The sequence below is a fragment of the uncultured Sneathiella sp. genome (assembly GCF_963973085.1).
In the GTDB taxonomy this organism is placed as follows: domain Bacteria; phylum Pseudomonadota; class Alphaproteobacteria; order Sneathiellales; family Sneathiellaceae; genus Sneathiella.
Window position 1 is genome coordinate 81,842 of record NZ_CAXAXA010000009.1, and the last position, 18,764, is coordinate 100,605.

An 18,764-nucleotide genomic window follows, 5' to 3' on the forward strand; every position below is an offset into this window, starting at 1 on the left:
CCCCACTGAATCTTGCGAAATGTTTGATGACACGTCCTCGTGTAGCGAAGGGCTTGGTTTTGACGGAGGACGGGCCTGCAAGGCCCCGCCCAAAGGAAAAAGTGTCATCCGTTCACGGCTGGTGATAGCTGCGCAAGGGATGGAAGCCGCATGGCCAAGACCGCCAACGGCGGGCTCGGTTCACGACAGCTCGGCCCGAAAGGATGCACCATAAAGCTGTGAGTTAAGGCAGAATCCTGATTTAATAAGCTTCGAATAGTACAACGAACACGGAGCTAAACATGTCGGAAGAAACCCAAGAAAACCGAACAGTTGGAATACTGGCCTACGGCTCATTGATTTCCGACCCGAGGAAAGAAATCGAAAAAGCATGCACCGGCATCATCAAGGATATTGTGACGCCATTCCACATCGAGTTCGCCCGAAGCAGCACCGGAAAGGGTGGCGGGCGCGGCGGAGCACCGACCCTCGTGCCGGTTGCAAACGGCGGCGCACACGTCAAAGGCCAGGTATTCGTGATGGACTTGTCCGAAGCCGAAGCAACCAACGTCCTGTACCGCCGGGAAATCGGCAAGGTTGGCGAAATGGAGCGGACTTACAAACGTCCAGAGCGGGTGACGCCAAAGAACGTGCTCGTTGAGCGGTTAACTAATTTCGGTGGGCTTGACGTAGTTCTTTACACGCAAATTGCGGCCACAATCGACCCCCTCACTGCTGAACATCTTGCCGATCTGGCGGTAGCCAGCGTTCCAAAAGCGGACCCAGGACGCGATGGTATCAGCTACCTGATATCCGCAAAAGAGAGCGGCATTATGACCGCTCTCTCGCCATCTTATGAAGCGGAAATCCTGCGCAAGACTGGATGCGAGACGTTAGAAAATGCACTAGCCAAGCTTGAAAGTCAGCCGCCTTCACCCCCGCGATGAACGACACCGTGCTCACCGTAAGCATCGAACAACATTTGAACATACTCTCGCGTGCTGGTGGTCACATGCCCCAAACCAGGCCAAGCGAACGGAAAAGTCATGCACGTTACGGCCAGTTCTAGTTCCACCCCGAGCAATTCTGCCACCGCCATCGCCTCCTCTGGTTCTTTGAGTTCCGGCCAAAGGTCTTCATCGAGGGTAATCCAGGCGTCGTTGTCATCATCGACAGAAATCTCCGCCAGCAATGCCCCAAGCCGCTCTCCAGGCGTGGTCGCACCTTCCAGCAACGCAGTACGAAGGAGCAATGAAATGCTGTCTCCGTCAAGCTTGAGCGTTGGTCTGGAATCCACCACTTCTATCCTGGGATCAGGCCGTTGCCTGTCTGTGAAGACTTGGACCGGTTCGGGTTTGACATCGCTTCCTTCCAACCAAAACGGTACAGCGAAAATATCGATTGGGGAGGCACCGCAAGCCGGGCAATGCCAGAGATTTTCAGCAAGCTGCGCGCCGGTGATTTTGCCATCGCAGTGAAGACAAAACCACTCTGCTGATCGATCTCCGTGAAGTGGATGAACCACAGTGCCTTCGGCATCTGGCTTGGTGGATCGCCTGGGCCAGTCCGTAGAGATGCCAGCGCGAACATTGGCCGCCGCTTCGTCGGCAATCCTCAACGCCGCATCCAAGAACTCCCGATCATTCGCCGGGCAAGAACTGCCCTGCGTCTTCTCGATCTCGACAACGGGCTGTGCAAACTGCGCTTCGCCGATGAGGATACGCCAGCCGTCCCCTTCCATGTGTATGTCACCAAATGACTCAAAGACGGAAAATTCGTGATCTCCGATCTTGCCTTGCCGAAGTGGTTCATGGACGGGTCGGGACATCCTGGGTTCGATGAACATCTCTTGCCCGACGACGTTCGGTTGAGATTGCTGTACCAAACCTTCGGCGCTTGCTAGTCGTTCGACACTGGGAAGCCAGCCCTGTTTCGCTTTGCTCGCCAGTGCCGCCCAATGTGGGAACTCGAAGTGAGCTGCGAGCTGATCGAGCGCCTGGTGCAACGGCAATCGGTTCGCGCGTGCATATCGTTTTGCGAGTGTTTTAAGTGTGTAGATTTCATTCTTAGTTGTCATGATCCATTCCTAGAATGGGATCCGACTAGGTGTCCGCTACTAACCAGATCCCGCAACTGGACTGGAATTTTCATGATGATATCGAGTGCTGCGTAGCTTTGCGTGGCGGACACACCGGCATGCACTAAAGGCCATATAGATGATGACGAATTCTGTGTGCATCGTCAAGATATAGCTGACACTTGCTTAGTGAGATGTCCCTCTTTGAAGCGAAGGTAACTGCCTAGTGGGGCATCAGATCATCGGAACGAACGGGGCCCCAGTGGTCAAAGCCCCCTGTAGCCAAAGGCGATGGCACGCCCCGGTTCACGACAGCCCGGTTCAAAGGGGAGCGCGCCGAACGACCACTAGAGCTTTATGGCTTCAGGAAAGAACGACGCGACTTGATCCGCCTCTTCCTGACTTTTCATGAGGCGAACACACACGAGATTTCTCTTCGTACGCGAACTTGCAACATAAAGAAGCTTTCGTGACGAAATTTCTCGTTTTGACTCTGGGACGTCTTTCGCAAAGCAACTCATAAAATCATACTCAGTCGTCCAGCCATACTCGTCGATAACGAGAAGCACATTCTCAATACCCGTTCCTTTCGTTTTGTGCATTGTGGAATACTCGCCTTCGCTGTCCTCATACTCATAAAACGCCAATATCTCGCTAAGGGCCAAATCCGGCGAAAACAAAGATTCAAGGAAACTCTTCTGCTTCAGGTCTTTTAATCTGTCATCGTACTCCTGCTCAAGCATTTCAGCGCTGATGTGCTTCATACTCGTGGCAGCCACCTCTTTTAACATTTGGAGTTTGGTACGGTGGCTGTTCCGGTATAGTCCTTCAAACTCGGCAAAGGCAGGATCATCTGCAAGCTTCGCCAAAAGCTCTTTGCGCCGATCAACAAATGCCTTGTGGCTGTCCGAAACTTTCATCAAGCCACATTCGGCGGCATACTCTATGGCCTCATAGGCGGCGCGATCCTTCGACCCGAACGAGCGCAGCATCTCATCCAGCTTTGCCTTATCTGCCACTGATGAAATAGAGAACCCGCGCTTCCGCAATTTCGCGATCAATCGGTTATACGAACGTCTATCACCTGGCAAACTCCTGTGCAGATCAACCAGTTCAATCAGTTCGCCAAACTGCAACCTGTCAAGCGTCTTACGTATGCGGTCCCGTGGCTCGGAATACCGATCATCGAAGATCTGATATAGGCTTCCGAAACCGACATCGTTCGCAATAGACTTATTCGTAAGTTTCAATTGAACGTAGCCCGGATATTCAGAGGCGGCTTTTTCAACCAGTTCGTTAAGTGCGCTTCTGAACAATGCTGCATTTGCCTTCCGATCTTCCGCTTTATCTCCCGTATCGACCTCCACAGGAGCCAAACCGTACAGTAACTTCACGCTGCCCTGGCGACTTTCAAGGGTTTCAAGAGTTCCGTCATCAAGCGACTTCAGTGCTACATCCTGCTTTAGACCGTCTGTCCGAAACTGATTGGAAAAATCAATTACTTGGGGGGAGCACCGATAATTGTCCTCCTTCTCGACAAGAATGAGTTCTTTAGCACCGATATGTGACTGAGCGCTTCCAATGCCATCTGAATAGATGGCCTGTTCGGAGTCGCCGAACAATCCAATGATGGTTTTCGATTCTTCGGGCAAACAGCGCAGAAGGACGCGAACGACAACTGCACTTGTATCCTGATACTCATCAATAAGGATGCAGTCATACTGATCTGATACGATCCTGCCTAGCAACGGGAAGCCTTCGAAAATATGGCAAGCCAACGCGATCAGACCATCATGGCCATATGAAGGATCATTGAAATTGTCAAAGGCTGTATCATTATAAAAGAACTCGTTCGGCTGTCTCGCCTTCAGCTTTTCGCGGATCACCTTGTTGACCTCGCCTATCAACTCATTGAGCTGAACATTGTATGTGTCAGGTTCTTTGTCGTAATCCCGTTTTCCGGTGACTTTCGGCGTCTCTTCACTTAATACCGTCCTGCGGCGGTTTTCGAGCTGGCCATGCGCCTTCTTGAACCGGTCATGCTCACCCTTTTTCCTCACCTTTTCGTCGCCGTCGTAGTGCTCATCTCCAAGGGCAACAAAGTCAGGTAGCTCGAAGAGCTTCGGGAAAACCTGTTGGATGTTCTTTTTGAACGGTGAAATGATCTCTCCCAGGAACGAGTGAATCGTTGAAACCTTGATGTCGCCGGATACACGGTCAGAAATTTCGTCTGCCGCTTTGTTCGTATGAGTGATGCACGCAATACGAAGGCTCGGATTGGCCTTCAGAACCTTTTGCACGACCCTCTTCAGGCTCTCGGTCTTTCCGCTTCCCGCACCGCCTTGAAGTACGAAATTCTCGCCGCCGGAAACAAGCTCTGCGATCCGATCTACCGGATTCAATTTTTGTGAATCCATTTCAGACCATCCATGATATATTTGGGCGCACGCCAGCTTTCGCGCTCCACAAGCGCCAGATACAAAACCGACCCAGCAAAATCGGATTTCTTTCCGAGTATCTGACTTGTGAGAGAATAAAAGTCATTGCCACTAAATTCATCCAACGTGCCCTTGTTTTTTAAACCCGTCAACATATCCTTGCGGGCCTTGACTTTTTCTAGGTTGATCGAAACGAAGGCGTCTTCAAAACTTCTTGCATGGTAACCATCCTCCGCAAGCTGGTAGGCAATCTTAATCTGCCCTTCGTCCGAAGAAGCAGTTCCATCTATCAGGCGCTTATACCAGTTCGAGAACTCGCTCACTTCCTTTGGGTCAGGGGCTAAAAGAAAGTACTTCAGGGTTTCATTTGAGGTGTTGCTCGACTCTGCAACAGGACAGGCAGGATAGCTGGTTTTTCCTGTCCCCTCACTGACAACAGCTTTGGTTGTGTCGATATCGGTGATGACCAATGTGCGAACGCCAATGAACTCAAGGAACGGAGCAAACGCACGCGCATTAGCTCCGACTTCAAGAACGGATATGTTTTGCGAAGACAGCCCGCCCGCCGCCGTCTCATCGACGTTCTCCCTGTCATGCATCTCGATGAATAAAGGAAGCAGGATGCGTTCCGTGGTTCCCTCGATGAAAATCGCTTTGCTTGCGAAGAACAGTTCCGCAGAGTTTATTGTGAGGTATTGCTTGAGAAACTGAAAGAGCGCTACTCCGTCCGCCCCAAGCTCTTCGTACTTGGCGCTCAGATCAGTGTGAAAATTCTTGATCGTGACAGGTTCCGCCGGGGACAGCCGGGAAAGATACCTGATGTCCTCAAAGTTCGATTTCGAAACGATGTGGGAGGAATGGGTCGTCAACAAAGCCTGCAAATTTGGAATTTTCGAGATTAATCCATGGATTTTATCAGCGAAAACGTACTGCATCTGCGGATGAGTGTGTGCTTCGGGCTCTTCGATAAGCAGGAGGTTCAGCGGGGCGTTTCGTCTGGCAAAGTCGTCTCGGCACAACTCAATCTGCAGCAGTAGATAAAGGATGTTCAGATATCCGAGACCACTGTAGTGCTCAGGAAGAAAGTTGTCGGTTTCGCCGTATATGACTTGCGACGAGGTTTCGATGAGTGACTGCGATTGAATGTTGGAGACGACCTTCAAGTCACCCAGTTCCAGAAAGTCGTGGGAGCTCTTTAAAAAGTCCCCGAAAACCTGCGCATATTGCTCTCCGAGCTGGTCATCAATGCCAGCAAGCATCGACCTGAGCTTTTCAAGGCTTTCACCATCTGACCCCGCCGTCTCGTCATCGTCATCAACGTCAACCTCGATGTCGCGCTTTCGAAAAAACTTGGTAGATATTGCCGACAGAGGTTTTGCACCCCGTCCGGCATCTTCCGAGCTCGCAACATTTCTGCGGGCATGAATAACCTGAAAATTCAAAAGCGCCCGCACTTCGGATCGCTCTTTCTCTTCCAGTTGATCGCGATGTGCCATGTAGTACGGCGTTTCCTCGGTGTGACCAAAATCATCAAACGCATAAACTTTAATATTCAGAAACTTTCCACTGAGGTTGTTTTCAATGAATTTCTTTCGCTCTTTCGGATCGTCCGGTAGCGCGCGAAGCAGCTTACTTTTGTCAATGCAACATTCGAAAAGGATGTTGGTATGCCGGCGCGTCGGATCGAGGTCCAGCATGAACTCGGAGAGTATCGCAAGGTTATCAGTCTCGTCGTAAGCTATGCGCAGCACCAGCCTGATCGCAAGTTCATCGACATTCGTCTCATCGTCAATACTGAGTATTCTCTGCCTTATCGAGATCGGAAAGTCAGTGTAGGTAAAATTGTCGGGTCTCTCCAGAAACCTCTCCAACAATACAGCAAAGGATGTTTTTCCGGTATTGTTTTTGCCGACAAGAAGTGTTGTTTTTTCCCGCATGTCGAGGCAGCAGTTTTGCAGAAGCCGGAAGTTCTGAATTTTAATTTGTTCAATATGCATTTCAAGAATACGCCCGATTTTGCGGTCTCATGTGCGGCCCCATTCTGGAACAGCCTTCCTTTTTTCGTCAAACTATCATGCCGTATGCCAGCAAGCAAAAAATAGTTGGTACGCGCATTGTGGGGTGCTCGCGGCGCCCAATCAGCGGAGGGCTGGTCGGGGGTCAAGGGGGTGTCGGGGGAAGCAGGAACGCTCCCCTGATCGGAGGGCAATCGAGCGGTCGATTGTGCATGGTTCAGTGTCGGTGGAGAGGTCACTTCTCCAAGTCTGACGCGCTAGGTTCAGGGGCGGCGATAGGCCCCTTGGAGTGATCCATCTTCGGCAAGATGGCGGCATCCAAGCCGCGCAGGGTTGGTCTCCATGAAGTGGTCTGGGGTCTTGGGGGCAGGAACGCCCGCCAAGCCGATGGGGGCAGGGAGAGCGAAGTCTCCCGCGAGTGGGTTTCAAGGGCGCGCGATAGCCCCATTGATCCATGGTTCGGTGCAGGTGGAGAGGGACGTCTCCAAGCCATGCGAGTGTTTGACCGGCGATACGGTCTGCTGGCTCTGAAACGGGTTCAACACCCTGTAAGAGCCATGGCCGGAGGGATGCAACGGGAGCGCGCAGCGGGCTCCCTTGCCAAGATGCGGTGTAGTACACCGCACATCTTGCGGACCACATAAACCTGCTTTTAGCAGTTTTCCAATTTAGTAGAGCTGTGCTCCAACACATTTCGCATGTGCAAAAAGCCCTTTCTTTTCTGCCTATCAATTCGGTCATATAATTTTCTGCGGATAAAAAGGGAGAATTCAAAACCAACCCTGTTCATAGCGAAAGTATGATTTTACCTTTATACAACCTTAACGATATAGAGAGTTTTTAGGTTGTGCTAGTTTCGAAATCTTTTGAAAAAAGAAAAAGTATTATATTTTTATTCTTTGGGTTGGCGATACTTGCTGCGTGTATTCCATCCGGTGATGACGAGACGAAGGGCAAATATGAGTTTGTCGTGAACCGATACGAGATCGGGGAGCACGTTCTGCACATTCCATATGCCTATACGCGGTTCCATCTGACATCTGTTGGCGGCGAAAGTGGCTTGATACAGGCTTATTACCCCGGTAGTTCTCCCGTTATTCAAGGTACGGAGAATCTACGTGAAAGCGGGAAATACGTTAATAGAGTCCACATACTTTTTACTGATTTGAAGAGGTATCAAGGATTTGACCCTAAAAAATCTCTTCAGGGCGCGGTCGACCATTTCGCGGCTACCGAGTTGGCCGGTCAGGAGTTCGGCCTAACCAAACTCACACAAGCAAAAGGCGTTCCCAACCCTGACTACAAGGACGAGCTCTGGATCGCTTCTGAGCCCAGCACTGAAATAGTTTATATCTCATGCAGCAAGGAGGCTCGCGCTCCTGCTCCGCAATGCAAACACAAGTTTTACGACGATAAATTTCTTTATAGCGTCACATACGACAAGCGCCAGCTCAAAAACTGGGCGACCATTCGAGACAACGTGATTGAGTTGATGCACAGCTTCCGCTCGGCAGAGGCAGCGGAAGAGTTTGTGCGCGAAAAATTTTACGAAACCTACTTTGAGCAAATGGGGGAGAAGCCATGACCACACTTGATATATCTACAATGAGTACAATCGCCAGCGCATCCTTTACGGATTATCAGAACGCACGGAGCGCTCCGAGCGTGACCGATCCCGTCGTGGCCTATTGGCAGGAGCTCGCACAAGAGGCCAACGCCATCAACGATACGAGCACTAAAAATTACGCCACCACAATGGCGAACATGGCCGCCAACGCCGGGGTGAAGGGGCGCATCAACAACGAATTCCTGAAGCTTCACGGAACGGGACAACCATCCAGCCTGGAGGTTGGTAGCCAGACGTGGGAGCAAGTTATGTACGACCGCATGATTAGCGATTTTTCAGCGCGAGACTTGGATTTAGTTGACAGCGGAGATGGGCTTATAACGGTTCAACAAACCGTTGATGTTGTAAGGACTGTATATGAAGACAATCTTCTCGATCCTAAGATCGATCCTGCATTGATCCCAATTGCAAATGCCTTACAAGGTGACCCAGCACATGCGCAGGAGCTTTTTGATTCTTATTATGATCCAAGCGGCGGCATTCTGAGCGTCTTGGGTACAGGTGCGGAACTGGGTTTCGGCGCTGATATTTTCAACCTCGATTCCGAGCGCTCGACAACTGAAGTTCTGCGCGACAATGCCGATCAGTTCAAATGGATGGGCGACACGCTGCAAGCCATCAAGAACTTCCTGGATTCTACGAACTACGTCGCGCCGCCGGGCCTGGAAGATGAATACCAAGAAGCGGAGAGCATGTTTAACGACTTTAAGAGCAAGTTCTTCGATGGTCCTCAAACAGTGTTCGACAATCTTGCAGACTTCATAGATGCCCTCGATCAACTATCCGACGACATTCAATGGGCGATCGACAACCCCGGCCAATTGTTGCCGGGAGAACCCGTAAGCCCGTGGGCTGACGGGTTAATTGACCCTCAAAGCTCAACATCTATTGAGCTCCCTCCTTGGATGCAGGATGTGATTGGTGGGTTTGATGACGCGACAAATACTTCTAGTCCACTTGTTCTCGATCTCGATGGTGATGGTATAGAGCTTGCGGCATTAAATGGTACTGGTTCAATTTACTGGGATATCGATGTAGACGGCATGGCTGAAGCATCGGGCTGGATCACGGGTGGCGATGGGTTGCTGGCGATTGACCTGGATGCGGATGGGGTTATCAATGATCACGCTGAGCTGTTTGGCAACAAAACCGGAAGCGCGAACGGATTTGTAGCTCTTGCTGCTTACGATACGAACAGTGATGATGCGATTACCAGCGCAGATACGCAGTTTGATGACCTGCTGGTGTGGGTGGATGCAAACGCGGATGGGCATAGCCAAGCCGATGAACTCCACACACTTGATGATTTGAGCATTACCTCAATTGATCTGGACTATAGTAATGTTAATTACACGATCAGCGGTAACGAGATTTTACAGGAAAGCACCTTCACCATCAACGGCCAAACGCGAGATATTGTCGATGCGTGGTTTGCTTATGATAATGTGAATACGGAATATGCTGAGGATTATACGCTTGATATCCGTACTTTGTTTTTGCCAAATTTACGCGGCTTCGGCAATCTCCCTGACCTTCATATCGCGATGAGTTTAGATGAAACTTTGCTGGATATGGTGCAGGAAGTTGCAGTCGCAGATAAAGAAACACTTCTAAACACAACATTTGATTTGCAAGGCAATATAGAAAATATTCTTTTTCGCTGGGCTGGAGTTGATGGTATCGCGCCCAATAGCCGCGGCAATAGCATTAGTGACGCACGGAAACTTGAATTCCTTGAAGAACTGCTTGTCGAGGATTTTATCGGACTTGAAGATATCGCTGATCCTGGTTCTGGGCAGTCTCAGCTTTTGGAATCTGCTTTTGCCACAGTTCTTAATCACACTACCGTTGCATTTTTCTTGCAGAGTGATGGCAAATCATTGTTGCCCGCCGAAGCATCATACAACAGCCTTGCAGGTGCGGTTGAGGGCGTAGATATTCAGGGAATTGTTTACTTTCTGAGAGATTATAACGCAAACGTTACTGGCACGGATGAAGGCGATTATTATTTTTATAATTCCGGTAATGCAAATGACACAATTTATGACGCTGATGGGGATGACACGCTCGTATTTGGAGACGGCATTGATACGGACGATATTCGACTGTGGAACGCGAATAATGGCGATTTGTATATTTATCACGGAGTGAATTATGTTCGTGTGAATGATCATTTTGACGGAACCGGTGAAGAAATAGAAACCGCTCTGTTCCTTGATGGCTCTGAGATTGATCTTGTTAACAACTTGACAATTACCGGCTCTTCAAACAGTGAATATGTTTATGGTTTGGGGGACGACAATACGCTCATCGGCCTTACTGGAAACGATACACTTTATGGCGGTGCGGGGAGCGATACATATCTCTACAATATCGGAGATGGCAATGATAAAATTTATGACGATGCCGGGATGGTTGATGTCATTGAATTTGGTGCAGGTATTGATGTAGGTGACGTGCGACTGTGGAACGCAAACAACGGTGATTTGTATCTGTATCTTGGGTCCAATTACATCAAGGTGAATGACCATTTTGATGGGACAGGTGAAGAAATAGAAACGGCTCTGTTTGCCGATAGCACAACGCTTGATCTTGTTAACAATCTGACTTTTACCGGAACATCATATAACGAATACGTCTATGGTACCGGGAATGCTGATACGCTCAACGGATTGGCTGGGAATGACCGACTATATGGTTATGGTGACGGTGATACCCTCTATGGCGATGCCGGAAATGACTATTTATACGGTGGTTTTGGTGATGATACGCTTTATGGAGGAGACGGCGGCGATTACCTCTATGGAGAAGGTGGAGCGGATAATTTCGTTTTTGAAAGTGCATCAGCATTCAATAACAGCGATATTATTCAAGACTTTAATGCTGGTGACGGCGACGCTCTCGATATATCAGATTTGCTGATAGAGTATGATCCTTTGACAGATGCTATTACTGACTTTGTGCACATTACATCGAACGGTACGAATTCGTTCCTCAGAGTAGATGCGGATGGCGGCGCTAACAATTTTATCCAAATTGCTCAACTCAGTAACGTGACGGGTTTAAGCGACGAAGAAGCATTAGAAACGAGTGGGAATTTGATTACCGCATAACTTAAACAGCGCTCAAAGCGTAAAATAGGCTTGTGCATCACATATGTTCGCTTGTTTAACATACATCAAAAATTAATCTCGGATGAAATTTGCTTTTGCACAAATGTAATAGTTCCGGCAATCCTAAGTATGTGTATTTTTCCTTTGGCATAAGTCACACAAGGAAAACTGATAAGAATTTCTAATACGTGAATTCAAAAATGCCGCGAAAGAAACCCAGGCAGAGAAAACCCTCTGTCGAGCACAACCACCTGACGGTAGAGGTTGTAAGCTATGAAGCGGATGTAAGTGCAGGCGTGAACTACGATGCCTATGATCCACATCATGCTTTGCTTCTCGATGAATGCGACCCGGTTTACCAATTCTCTACGCACGTGATGATCAAGGGTATTACGACCGCACCAAAGTCCCGCGAAGGAAACGCATTCGAACTTCAGATTCTAAGTGAGGCACGACCTTCCAGCAACTTGGACTTAATGCTCAAAGATATTCATAAGCGCAATGAATATGAAGCTCCGGAATACAGGCCCTATCGCGGGAAACAGATACCTGTTTATGATCCACCAAACGGTGTTGGTCTGATTGACAAGGTTCGCGGAAAAGACGCTTGGACATCGTGGATATTTGTCAAGCCGGGCTTTGTATCTGATGCGCTCAGACTGCTTGCACTGGATAAACAGCTTTACCTCTCAGTCCATGAACGCAAAGAGGGGCGCAGCCGGTGGGTGCAAAATGTATCCATTCAGACCGAAGCCCCAGAAGCAGAAGAAGGCTAGCACTCAATCGGCATGTGAGCCTGACGAAACTCTCCATGGCGAGGGAGACATTAACCCAGCTTCGCGAAGGTCTTTAATCGCCTGCTGCACTTCGACTTCTGTTGAAAAGATGAGTGAGTGGTGATTTGCCGCTAGAAAGCTGGCCAGAACAACAGTCAATGTAAATGCGCCTAACTTCCTCATCCTGACCTCCCTCTGATAAACCAACACCAAATCTGTGGATGAACCTTAATCAGATAAGCCCTGCCCGGCTCATGCTTTGCTCTTGATGCTATCATAGATACCGATGGCCAAACGAGCAAAAGGCAAACGGATAGCGCTCACCCCTGAGCGATTAGATAGAATCCTGCAGGAAAAGCAGCGGACGCAGGTCGGCTCGATTGCACTGTTAAAAGCAGCTTCCGATATTCCCAGAGGCCTAAGCCCCCATATGATCGAAAGATGGCTTAGCGGCGGAACGAAAACAGCGCTGAAACACCACTATGATTTTGTGATTAATGCTTATCAATCTCTATCCGACAACTGCCAAAACACGCGCCGCCCAATAAAAGGAACAGTCGGACGCATTAAAGTTACCGATGAAATGCGACAGCAGGTGGCGCAAATTCATAACTCCATGCCCGCAAATTATCTAAATTCTGCCCCCGAAAAATTCACACCTGTTCAGATGTGCCATCTCATTAATGGTAGAAACAAAACCATTCCCGTTGCCATATGGGATTTTCTGCAGGAGATCAAAGCAAACGCTGTGAGCGCGCCTAATCGTTGCGGTCCTGAGACATTGGGGCAAAGCGCCATCTACCAAACAAAAGAGGATTTTCCCCTCACACCGTCTCTGCGGTCAAAACGGAATTATAAACTCCGCCACGTTCCCGGCACTGAATATGTTGAGATTACCGATGCGATCTATGAGACGCTGCACGCTGAACTCCGTAGAACGCGCGTTACTCCCAATACGCTTCTGAAACACGGCGATGATGCCCCGCGCGGGTTGCAGATACACACTGTTTCGAACTGGTTCAGTGGCAAAATACTCTCCGCAGAAAAGCATTATCTTGAATACATTCTGAAGTGTTATGCCGATCTCCCCGATGCACCAACTCCAGAGAGCTAAGTATCTAAAATTTTAGATAAATTGTATCAAAACTTTCCATAATATTAAAAGTTTTCCACCATAATAAGCATGCAAGACGAAAAACACTTAAAGACATTGATTACCTCAATGATCTTAAAGAGTTAAATAAAATACAGCCACAATGAATAAAAAGACAATTTAGGGCTGAAAAACAAGAATTGCGTGTGAAATGGGGAGAGCGAGATGGCTCTGGGAGAATTTAAAGAAAACATGTTCGATATCACCGGCGGTGAGGCCGGGAATGCCCGCATGTTGGCATCGATTGGGGATGCTCATGATGGCTACCTAAAATCTGGCTTCTCGCTAGCGCAAAGTTTCGCACAGGCACGGGATGCCACCAAAGAGAAAACCCGTAAATCGACAATAGACTGGCTCACTCTTCTGAATGAAATTCAGGCAGGAATTGATGCTCTGGAGCAGCCGTTTAAGGAAGAGTTTGGTGAGAACTATATTGATACGATGGCGCAGCGCTTCTTGAGTGAAGAAGAGTACAGTTCTGTAGAAACGGCGGCTGAGCGTGAACAGCTACTCTACGAAAAATATTTGGAAAATGGGGAAATCAAGGAAGGGTTTGAAAATAGTGCTGACGCCCAATGGATCAAGCAACTGTATGATGCCCGACTGCAAATCAACAAAGGCCACGAACTGCAACAAAAACTCACGAAAGCTCATGCGGAATATGGTGAAGATATTCCTGAGCAGATTGTTTCAGAAGTGCGATCAGAACTTGAACAAAGTGGCTTAGCTTCAATAGTTAGTTTTGACGAGCAAACGAATGGTGAAACATCTTATAAGATTGCTACGCAAGCCGTAGACCAAAACCATACAACTGAGGTTGGGGAATTAGGGAACCCAAATACCTTGAAATTTTAGCAAGTTAATCAAGTGCAGCAGTATTTGGGCTGACATCAGTATTTAGAGAACTAAACTGCCGTTTGTAAAATAGGTGCTGCCCCACAAGATCGGTCAAAGAGCTTGCCGCTTCCTGCGGTGGCATAGGGCCTTCAACAGTATGGCCATTGTAAAACGCCAATGAAAAACCTGGCTTACTAATTGTGCCGATGAAATACTGAGATTCTGCACCGCGTTCCGCTATTTTTTGCTGAAAGAGTTGACCTAACTGCTCTGGGTCGGCGGCACCTTCATAGGTTCCATAGCCGATAACGATACCTAATCCACCTGTTTCTTCAACATATTTTAAAGCGGCTCTTTGTGCCTCAAGCGCATTTTCATGAACTACAGATGTAGCAACAGCAGGGACAACCTGAACGGACCTGGTTTCATCTGCAAAGCTGTATGAGAGGGGCGCCATGGCGGCTATGGCCGTCATGCCCATGGCAGCGGCAGTGTTTGTAAATCCTTTTCTAAGCTCTGGAAGAGACATCGCGCTCCACCTTTCCAAGTATATTTCTGCGATAAAGTACTGTTTTTACTTTACTTATACTTATGTCAAATATATAAAAAGGACCGTTTTTATTGACGATTGCTTGTCTTTTGTGGTACGTTGCGTATCACTTGTTAAGTCTTTGTTTTATATTGACTTGAAAAAGTGACGGATACGTTTTGAAGCGAAATTAAAAGAATTTCAAAAAACGGTCCTTTTCCAAGGCGGTCTTTTAGGGTGTATCTGCGGCGCTGTAACCGGGTGGTCAGCGTGAGCGCTTTGTTATGCACCTAAGTAAAAGGCCCATTAATATGCCCCGCAAAATTGGCTATGCCCGCGTCAGTACCGCTGATCAAAATTTGGATCTTCAAATTGCTGCTTTAGAGAAAGCCGGGTGCAACCGGATTTATCGTGATCAGGGCGTATCGGGGTGTCAAGAAAACCGACCGGAATTTACGCAGGCTCTCAATGAGATGAAGTGCGGTGATACGTTGGTGGTGTGGCGGCTTGATAGGATGAGCCGTTCGCTACGGCATCTGATAGAGATTAATGAAACACTGACCCAGCGCGGAGCGTATTTTGAATCCCTGACCGAGAAGATTGATACATCCAGCCCCATGGGAGAGTTTGTGTTCCATATCCTCGGGGCAGTCGCGCAGTTAGAACGGGAAATCATTCGCGAGCGCACCCTTGCGGGCCTTGCTATCGCCGCCCAACATGGCCGCTATCCGGGCAGACCGAGGAAGTGTGGATGAGTGGAACAAGCGTTTCTTAGAATAGAAACTTATCAAACAGCACCGGATAAATTACGTATCACCCGCATTTTTGACGAAACAGAGTTGCAATTATTTCTACGACTGATCAAACTGACAACCCTTGCTAGTTATCTCTGTAGTCAAATGCACCACCATTATATTTGCGTCTAATTTTTATGAAACAATCCCGTAAGAACGCCGAATTTTCCCCACGACAAATTGAGCTATTGAGGGAAAGAGTAGCTTGGTTTGTACGTGATCAAGGTATGTCTCTCCGCAAATTAACTGAAGCCTTGCTGTAAAGCCCCCTTGTTATGTACCATTATTTGCTAGAGTTTCGGGAACGGGTGGTCTCATATTGAGGGCCTGATGAGGTCTGATGTGATTATACTGCCTGCGCCATTTGTTGATGACAGTTTTGGCCTGATCAATGGTTAAGAACCACTCGGCATTGAGCACTTCTCTGCGGAGCGTTCCATTGAAGCGTTCGTTGTAGCCATTCTCCCAGGGACTGCCTGGAGTGATACGGATTGGTTTAATCCCTACTTTGGTGAGCCATGTCTGAAATGTCTTTGCAACGAACTCCGGGCCATTGTCGGAGCGGAGGAACTCCGGCTTTCCATGAGTGAGAAAAATCGGGTACAGGGCATCGAGTACATCCTGGTTCCCCATTCGGGGCTTCACGGCAACACAAAGAGCCTCCCGAGTATATTCATCCAGCACCGTCAGCATCTTGTAAGGCCGACCATTGCTAAGCTTGTCATGGACGAAGTCAATACTCCAGATATGGTTGGGGTATCTGGGGCGTAACCGGATAATGGAACTGTCTTTATGATACAGGCGTTTGCGCTTCTTGTGGCGCTGTGGGAGTTGCAGGCCTTCTTCTCTCCACAGACGCTCAACCTTCTTGTGATTGACCCTCCACCCTTCCATACGCAGCAACTCGGCAATCTTCCGATATCCATAACGGCCATAGGCCTTGGCCAATCTAATTAAAGCCAGTCGAAGGCACTCATCTTCTTTGGGAGTTGCTTTGAACCGGTGGGTGGAGCGTGCTATGCCAATCGTTCTGCAGCTGCGCCGCTCAGAAGACCTGAGTTTCTGGCGCACATGGATCACAGCCTGACGCAGATCAGCAGCCGTCAGGCCTTGGGTTTTAAATAATCAAGACTCTCTTTGAGAATGAGTTTGTCTAACTCAAGTTCTGCGACAATCCGTTTCAACCGGGCATTCTCCTTCTCCAGTCCCTTGAGCTCAGAGAGCTGAGATCGCCCCATCCCGCCATAACGCTTGCGCCAATTATAATAGGTTGCATCACTCACACCAGCTGACCGACAGGCTGTCTGGACATCACTTCCTGATGACAAACTCAGCTCAATCTGACGCAACAAATTTAATATATCCTCATCCGTATACCGTTTCCTCGCCATCCAAATAACCCCCAGCAGTTTCGTAGAATATTACAAAATCCGTGGCTCAGTTATAAGGGGGAAGGACACCTGGCGATATGCGCGACGAAGAGAGTATCGAAGCCGCAATGCGCGCAATCGCCAACCGCTATGGCCGTCTCGATGTTCTCGTCAACAATGCTGGCGGACAATTTGTGGCTGCGGCTCGCGATATTACTAACAAAGGCTTCGAGGCGGTGATACGCAACAATCTCATTGGCTCTTGGCAAATGACACGCGCAGCGGCTAACCATTTCATGTTCGACAATGGTGGGTCTGTTGTTTTCGTGACGGCCGTTACGCGCACTGCTCTTACCGGTTTTGTCCACACAGCTGCGGCACGGGCAGGGGTGACCGGGATGATGAAGACACTTGCCGCGGAGTGGGCTGAATACGGCATCCGGTTGAATTGTGTCGGGCCAGGTACTATCAAGACCGAGGCGCTTGGCCATTATCCAATCCCCCAAGACATGTGGACGAAATTGAACCGTTCAGTGATGAACCGCATGGGCGCAACAGATGATATTGCCGGTGCGATAATCTTCTTGGCGTCAAAAATTGGCGGTTTCATAACAGGAGAAGAACTTTACGTCGATGGCGGTGAAACGCTGCATTTGGCACACGACATGCGCGACATGATTAACCCGGAGATGTTCGCCAATCGAAAACGTGGGGACGGGGACGAATAGCCGCGTCCATCTTACCGCCAACCAAAGTAGCAACACATTATCTCAATATCGTTCGGCGTATTGTGTGGGCGTTGTACAAGTTCGATCAGCCGCCTGTGGCGTCAAACTGGCAACCACCTTGAGGCACATGCAGCATTTTTTTGAAGAATAACCGCTCGCCAATTTGAGCAAGTAAGGACCAAGAAAAGATGAATAAGAAAGAAGACTCCGTGAGTATGGATCGGCTTGCCCAACTATGGAGTAGTCGCGCAAAGGGCCTGATCGCTGAAATGAATCTTCAGATCGAAGAAGCAACCTACAGCGGAGTCACGATCCGAATGACCTTTAATCCGAATTTCTGCGTAGATGAGGAAGAAACATTGTTGCATGGCGGCGCCTTGACAGCGTTGCTGGACAGTGCATTCGGTTTGGCCAATTTGATGGCGATTGGTGATGTTCAGACTATGGCTACATTAGACCTTCGGGTGGAATACCTTCGCCCTGCCCAAACTCGTGCCGACGTTCTGGTCAGTGCCGAATGTTACAGACAAACCCGGCATATTGCCTTCTGTAGCGGTAAGGTCTGGCATGATGGTGCTGCGGCTGACGAGATCGCTCGGGGCTCGGCCACCTTTGCGTTAACGCGTGGTAAAAGCGGCTTGCTTGAGATGATGGAAAAAATGGGAGCTCAATAATGAACAGGGAAGACATTCAGATGCGATGTGACCGCGTTCCCTTTTTTCGCTTTCTCGATTTTATTGTATCCAACCTGATTGATGAAGGCATAGAAACCATAATGCCTTTTTCCGAAAGTCACATTGGTAATCCCGTGCTCAATTACGTTCACGGCGGCATTGTGGCCAGTTTCTTGGAAGCAACTGCGATGCTCAGCGTAATGGAAAACTGGGAGGGTAATCCACCAAAGCCCATTAACCTAACTGTTGATTACTTGCGGCCATCCAAATCCGAGCAGCTAAATGCGCGTGCGGTGATTTTACGAAAAGGACGCAGGATGGCGAGCGTTGAGGCAGTTGCCTGGCAAGATGACGAGCAGAAATTAGTAGCCAAGGGCCTTTTTCACTTCCTCGTGGTTTGAGGTTCGAATGCGATACGAGGCTATTATGCCTATTTGATCTGACGGGAAACAATCCATTTATCGTAATATCAGGCGTCGAGCTTCGAATGAGCTTGCCATTTTCTGGCGAATACTTCTAGTGAGCCAAGCGCGTTACCTAGCTCCCTACCATGATCAGTTAGCCCATAAGTGACTTCAGGTGGAATTGTTGGCTTTTGAACGCGGTAAATTAAACCCTCATGTTCAAGCATTCGTAATCGTTGGGTTAGAACTT

At 48.8% G+C, this 18,764-nt stretch carries 16 protein-coding genes and 1 pseudogene; 12 read left to right on the top strand and 5 right to left on the bottom strand.

Going from position 1 to position 18,764, the window contains the following annotated elements; translation table 11 throughout:
* Positions 1 to 19: 19 nt before the first annotated feature.
* Both AACZ19_RS17410 and AACZ19_RS17415 read left to right on the top strand, forming a co-directional pair.
* Positions 20 to 214, top strand: coding sequence for a hypothetical protein (locus tag AACZ19_RS17410; protein WP_339635786.1), 195 nt, complete (start codon positions 20 to 22; stop codon positions 212 to 214).
* A gap of 67 nt (positions 215 to 281) precedes the next feature.
* Positions 282 to 926 carry a hypothetical protein gene (locus tag AACZ19_RS17415; RefSeq protein WP_339635787.1) on the top strand — a complete coding sequence of 215 codons (645 nt, stop codon included), beginning with the start codon at positions 282 to 284 and terminating at the stop codon, positions 924 to 926.
* On the opposite strand, the gene AACZ19_RS17420 is transcribed toward AACZ19_RS17415, so the two are convergent.
* From AACZ19_RS17420 to AACZ19_RS17430, 3 genes are all read right to left on the bottom strand, one after another.
* Positions 902 to 2,056 (bottom strand): hypothetical protein, encoded by a 1,155-nt coding sequence (locus AACZ19_RS17420; protein WP_339635788.1) that lies wholly within the window; start codon positions 2,054 to 2,056, stop codon positions 902 to 904. The genes AACZ19_RS17415 and AACZ19_RS17420 overlap by 25 nt on opposite strands.
* Positions 2,057 to 2,403: 347 nt before the next feature.
* A complete protein-coding gene (locus tag AACZ19_RS17425) occupies positions 2,404 to 4,473 on the bottom strand; it encodes an ATP-dependent helicase (protein WP_339635789.1) in 2,070 nt (689 codons plus the stop codon).
* Positions 4,455 to 6,491, bottom strand: coding sequence for an ATP-dependent endonuclease (locus tag AACZ19_RS17430; RefSeq protein ID WP_339635790.1), 2,037 nt, complete (start codon positions 6,489 to 6,491; stop codon positions 4,455 to 4,457). The genes AACZ19_RS17425 and AACZ19_RS17430 overlap by 19 nt, the downstream gene beginning before the upstream one ends.
* A 326-nt stretch (positions 6,492 to 6,817) precedes the next feature.
* Here AACZ19_RS17430 and AACZ19_RS17435 point away from each other — a divergent pair, with 326 nt between their 5' ends.
* From AACZ19_RS17435 to AACZ19_RS17460, 6 genes are all read left to right on the top strand, one after another.
* Entirely contained in the window at positions 6,818 to 7,153 is a 336-nt protein-coding gene (locus AACZ19_RS17435; protein WP_339635791.1) for a hypothetical protein, read from the top strand.
* A gap of 203 nt (positions 7,154 to 7,356) precedes the next feature.
* Positions 7,357 to 8,094: a hypothetical protein gene (locus tag AACZ19_RS17440; protein WP_339635792.1), complete on the top strand. Its 738-nt coding sequence runs from the start codon at positions 7,357 to 7,359 to the stop codon at positions 8,092 to 8,094.
* Positions 8,091 to 11,249 carry a calcium-binding protein gene (locus AACZ19_RS17445; protein ID WP_339635793.1) on the top strand — a complete coding sequence of 1,053 codons (3,159 nt, stop codon included), beginning with the start codon at positions 8,091 to 8,093 and terminating at the stop codon, positions 11,247 to 11,249. The genes AACZ19_RS17440 and AACZ19_RS17445 overlap by 4 nt, the downstream gene beginning before the upstream one ends.
* A gap of 200 nt (positions 11,250 to 11,449) precedes the next feature.
* Entirely contained in the window at positions 11,450 to 12,025 is a 576-nt protein-coding gene (locus AACZ19_RS17450) for a hypothetical protein (protein ID WP_339635794.1), read from the top strand.
* A 286-nt stretch (positions 12,026 to 12,311) separates the two neighbouring features.
* Positions 12,312 to 13,139 carry a hypothetical protein gene (locus tag AACZ19_RS17455; RefSeq protein ID WP_339635795.1) on the top strand — a complete coding sequence of 276 codons (828 nt, stop codon included), beginning with the start codon at positions 12,312 to 12,314 and terminating at the stop codon, positions 13,137 to 13,139.
* A 204-nt stretch (positions 13,140 to 13,343) separates the two neighbouring features.
* On the top strand, positions 13,344 to 14,033 hold the full coding sequence (locus AACZ19_RS17460) for a hypothetical protein (protein ID WP_339635796.1): 690 nt from the start codon (positions 13,344 to 13,346) through the stop codon (positions 14,031 to 14,033).
* Between the two features lie 4 nt (positions 14,034 to 14,037).
* Here the strand turns inward: AACZ19_RS17460 and AACZ19_RS17465 are convergent, their stop codons facing one another.
* Entirely contained in the window at positions 14,038 to 14,544 is a 507-nt protein-coding gene (locus AACZ19_RS17465; protein ID WP_339635797.1) for a hypothetical protein, read from the bottom strand.
* A 311-nt stretch (positions 14,545 to 14,855) separates the two neighbouring features.
* On the opposite strand from AACZ19_RS17465, the gene AACZ19_RS17470 reads away from it, so the two are divergent.
* Positions 14,856 to 15,299 carry a recombinase family protein gene (locus tag AACZ19_RS17470; protein ID WP_339635798.1) on the top strand — a complete coding sequence of 148 codons (444 nt, stop codon included), beginning with the start codon at positions 14,856 to 14,858 and terminating at the stop codon, positions 15,297 to 15,299.
* A gap of 312 nt (positions 15,300 to 15,611) precedes the next feature.
* Here AACZ19_RS17470 and AACZ19_RS17475 read toward each other — a convergent pair.
* Positions 15,612 to 16,729, bottom strand: a pseudogene (locus AACZ19_RS17475) (IS3 family transposase).
* Positions 16,730 to 16,806: 77 nt separating this feature from the next.
* Here AACZ19_RS17475 and AACZ19_RS17480 point away from each other — a divergent pair.
* From AACZ19_RS17480 to AACZ19_RS17490, 3 genes are all read left to right on the top strand, one after another.
* The gene (locus AACZ19_RS17480) at positions 16,807 to 17,436 is read left to right on the top strand and encodes an SDR family oxidoreductase (protein ID WP_339635799.1); all 630 of its coding nucleotides are present in this window, start codon (positions 16,807 to 16,809) and stop codon (positions 17,434 to 17,436) included.
* A gap of 188 nt (positions 17,437 to 17,624) precedes the next feature.
* Positions 17,625 to 18,110 carry a PaaI family thioesterase gene (locus tag AACZ19_RS17485; protein ID WP_339635800.1) on the top strand — a complete coding sequence of 162 codons (486 nt, stop codon included), beginning with the start codon at positions 17,625 to 17,627 and terminating at the stop codon, positions 18,108 to 18,110.
* On the top strand, positions 18,110 to 18,511 hold the full coding sequence (locus tag AACZ19_RS17490) for a PaaI family thioesterase (RefSeq protein ID WP_339635801.1): 402 nt from the start codon (positions 18,110 to 18,112) through the stop codon (positions 18,509 to 18,511). Before AACZ19_RS17485 ends, AACZ19_RS17490 begins: the two co-directional genes overlap by 1 nt.
* Positions 18,512 to 18,764 lie beyond the last annotated feature (253 nt).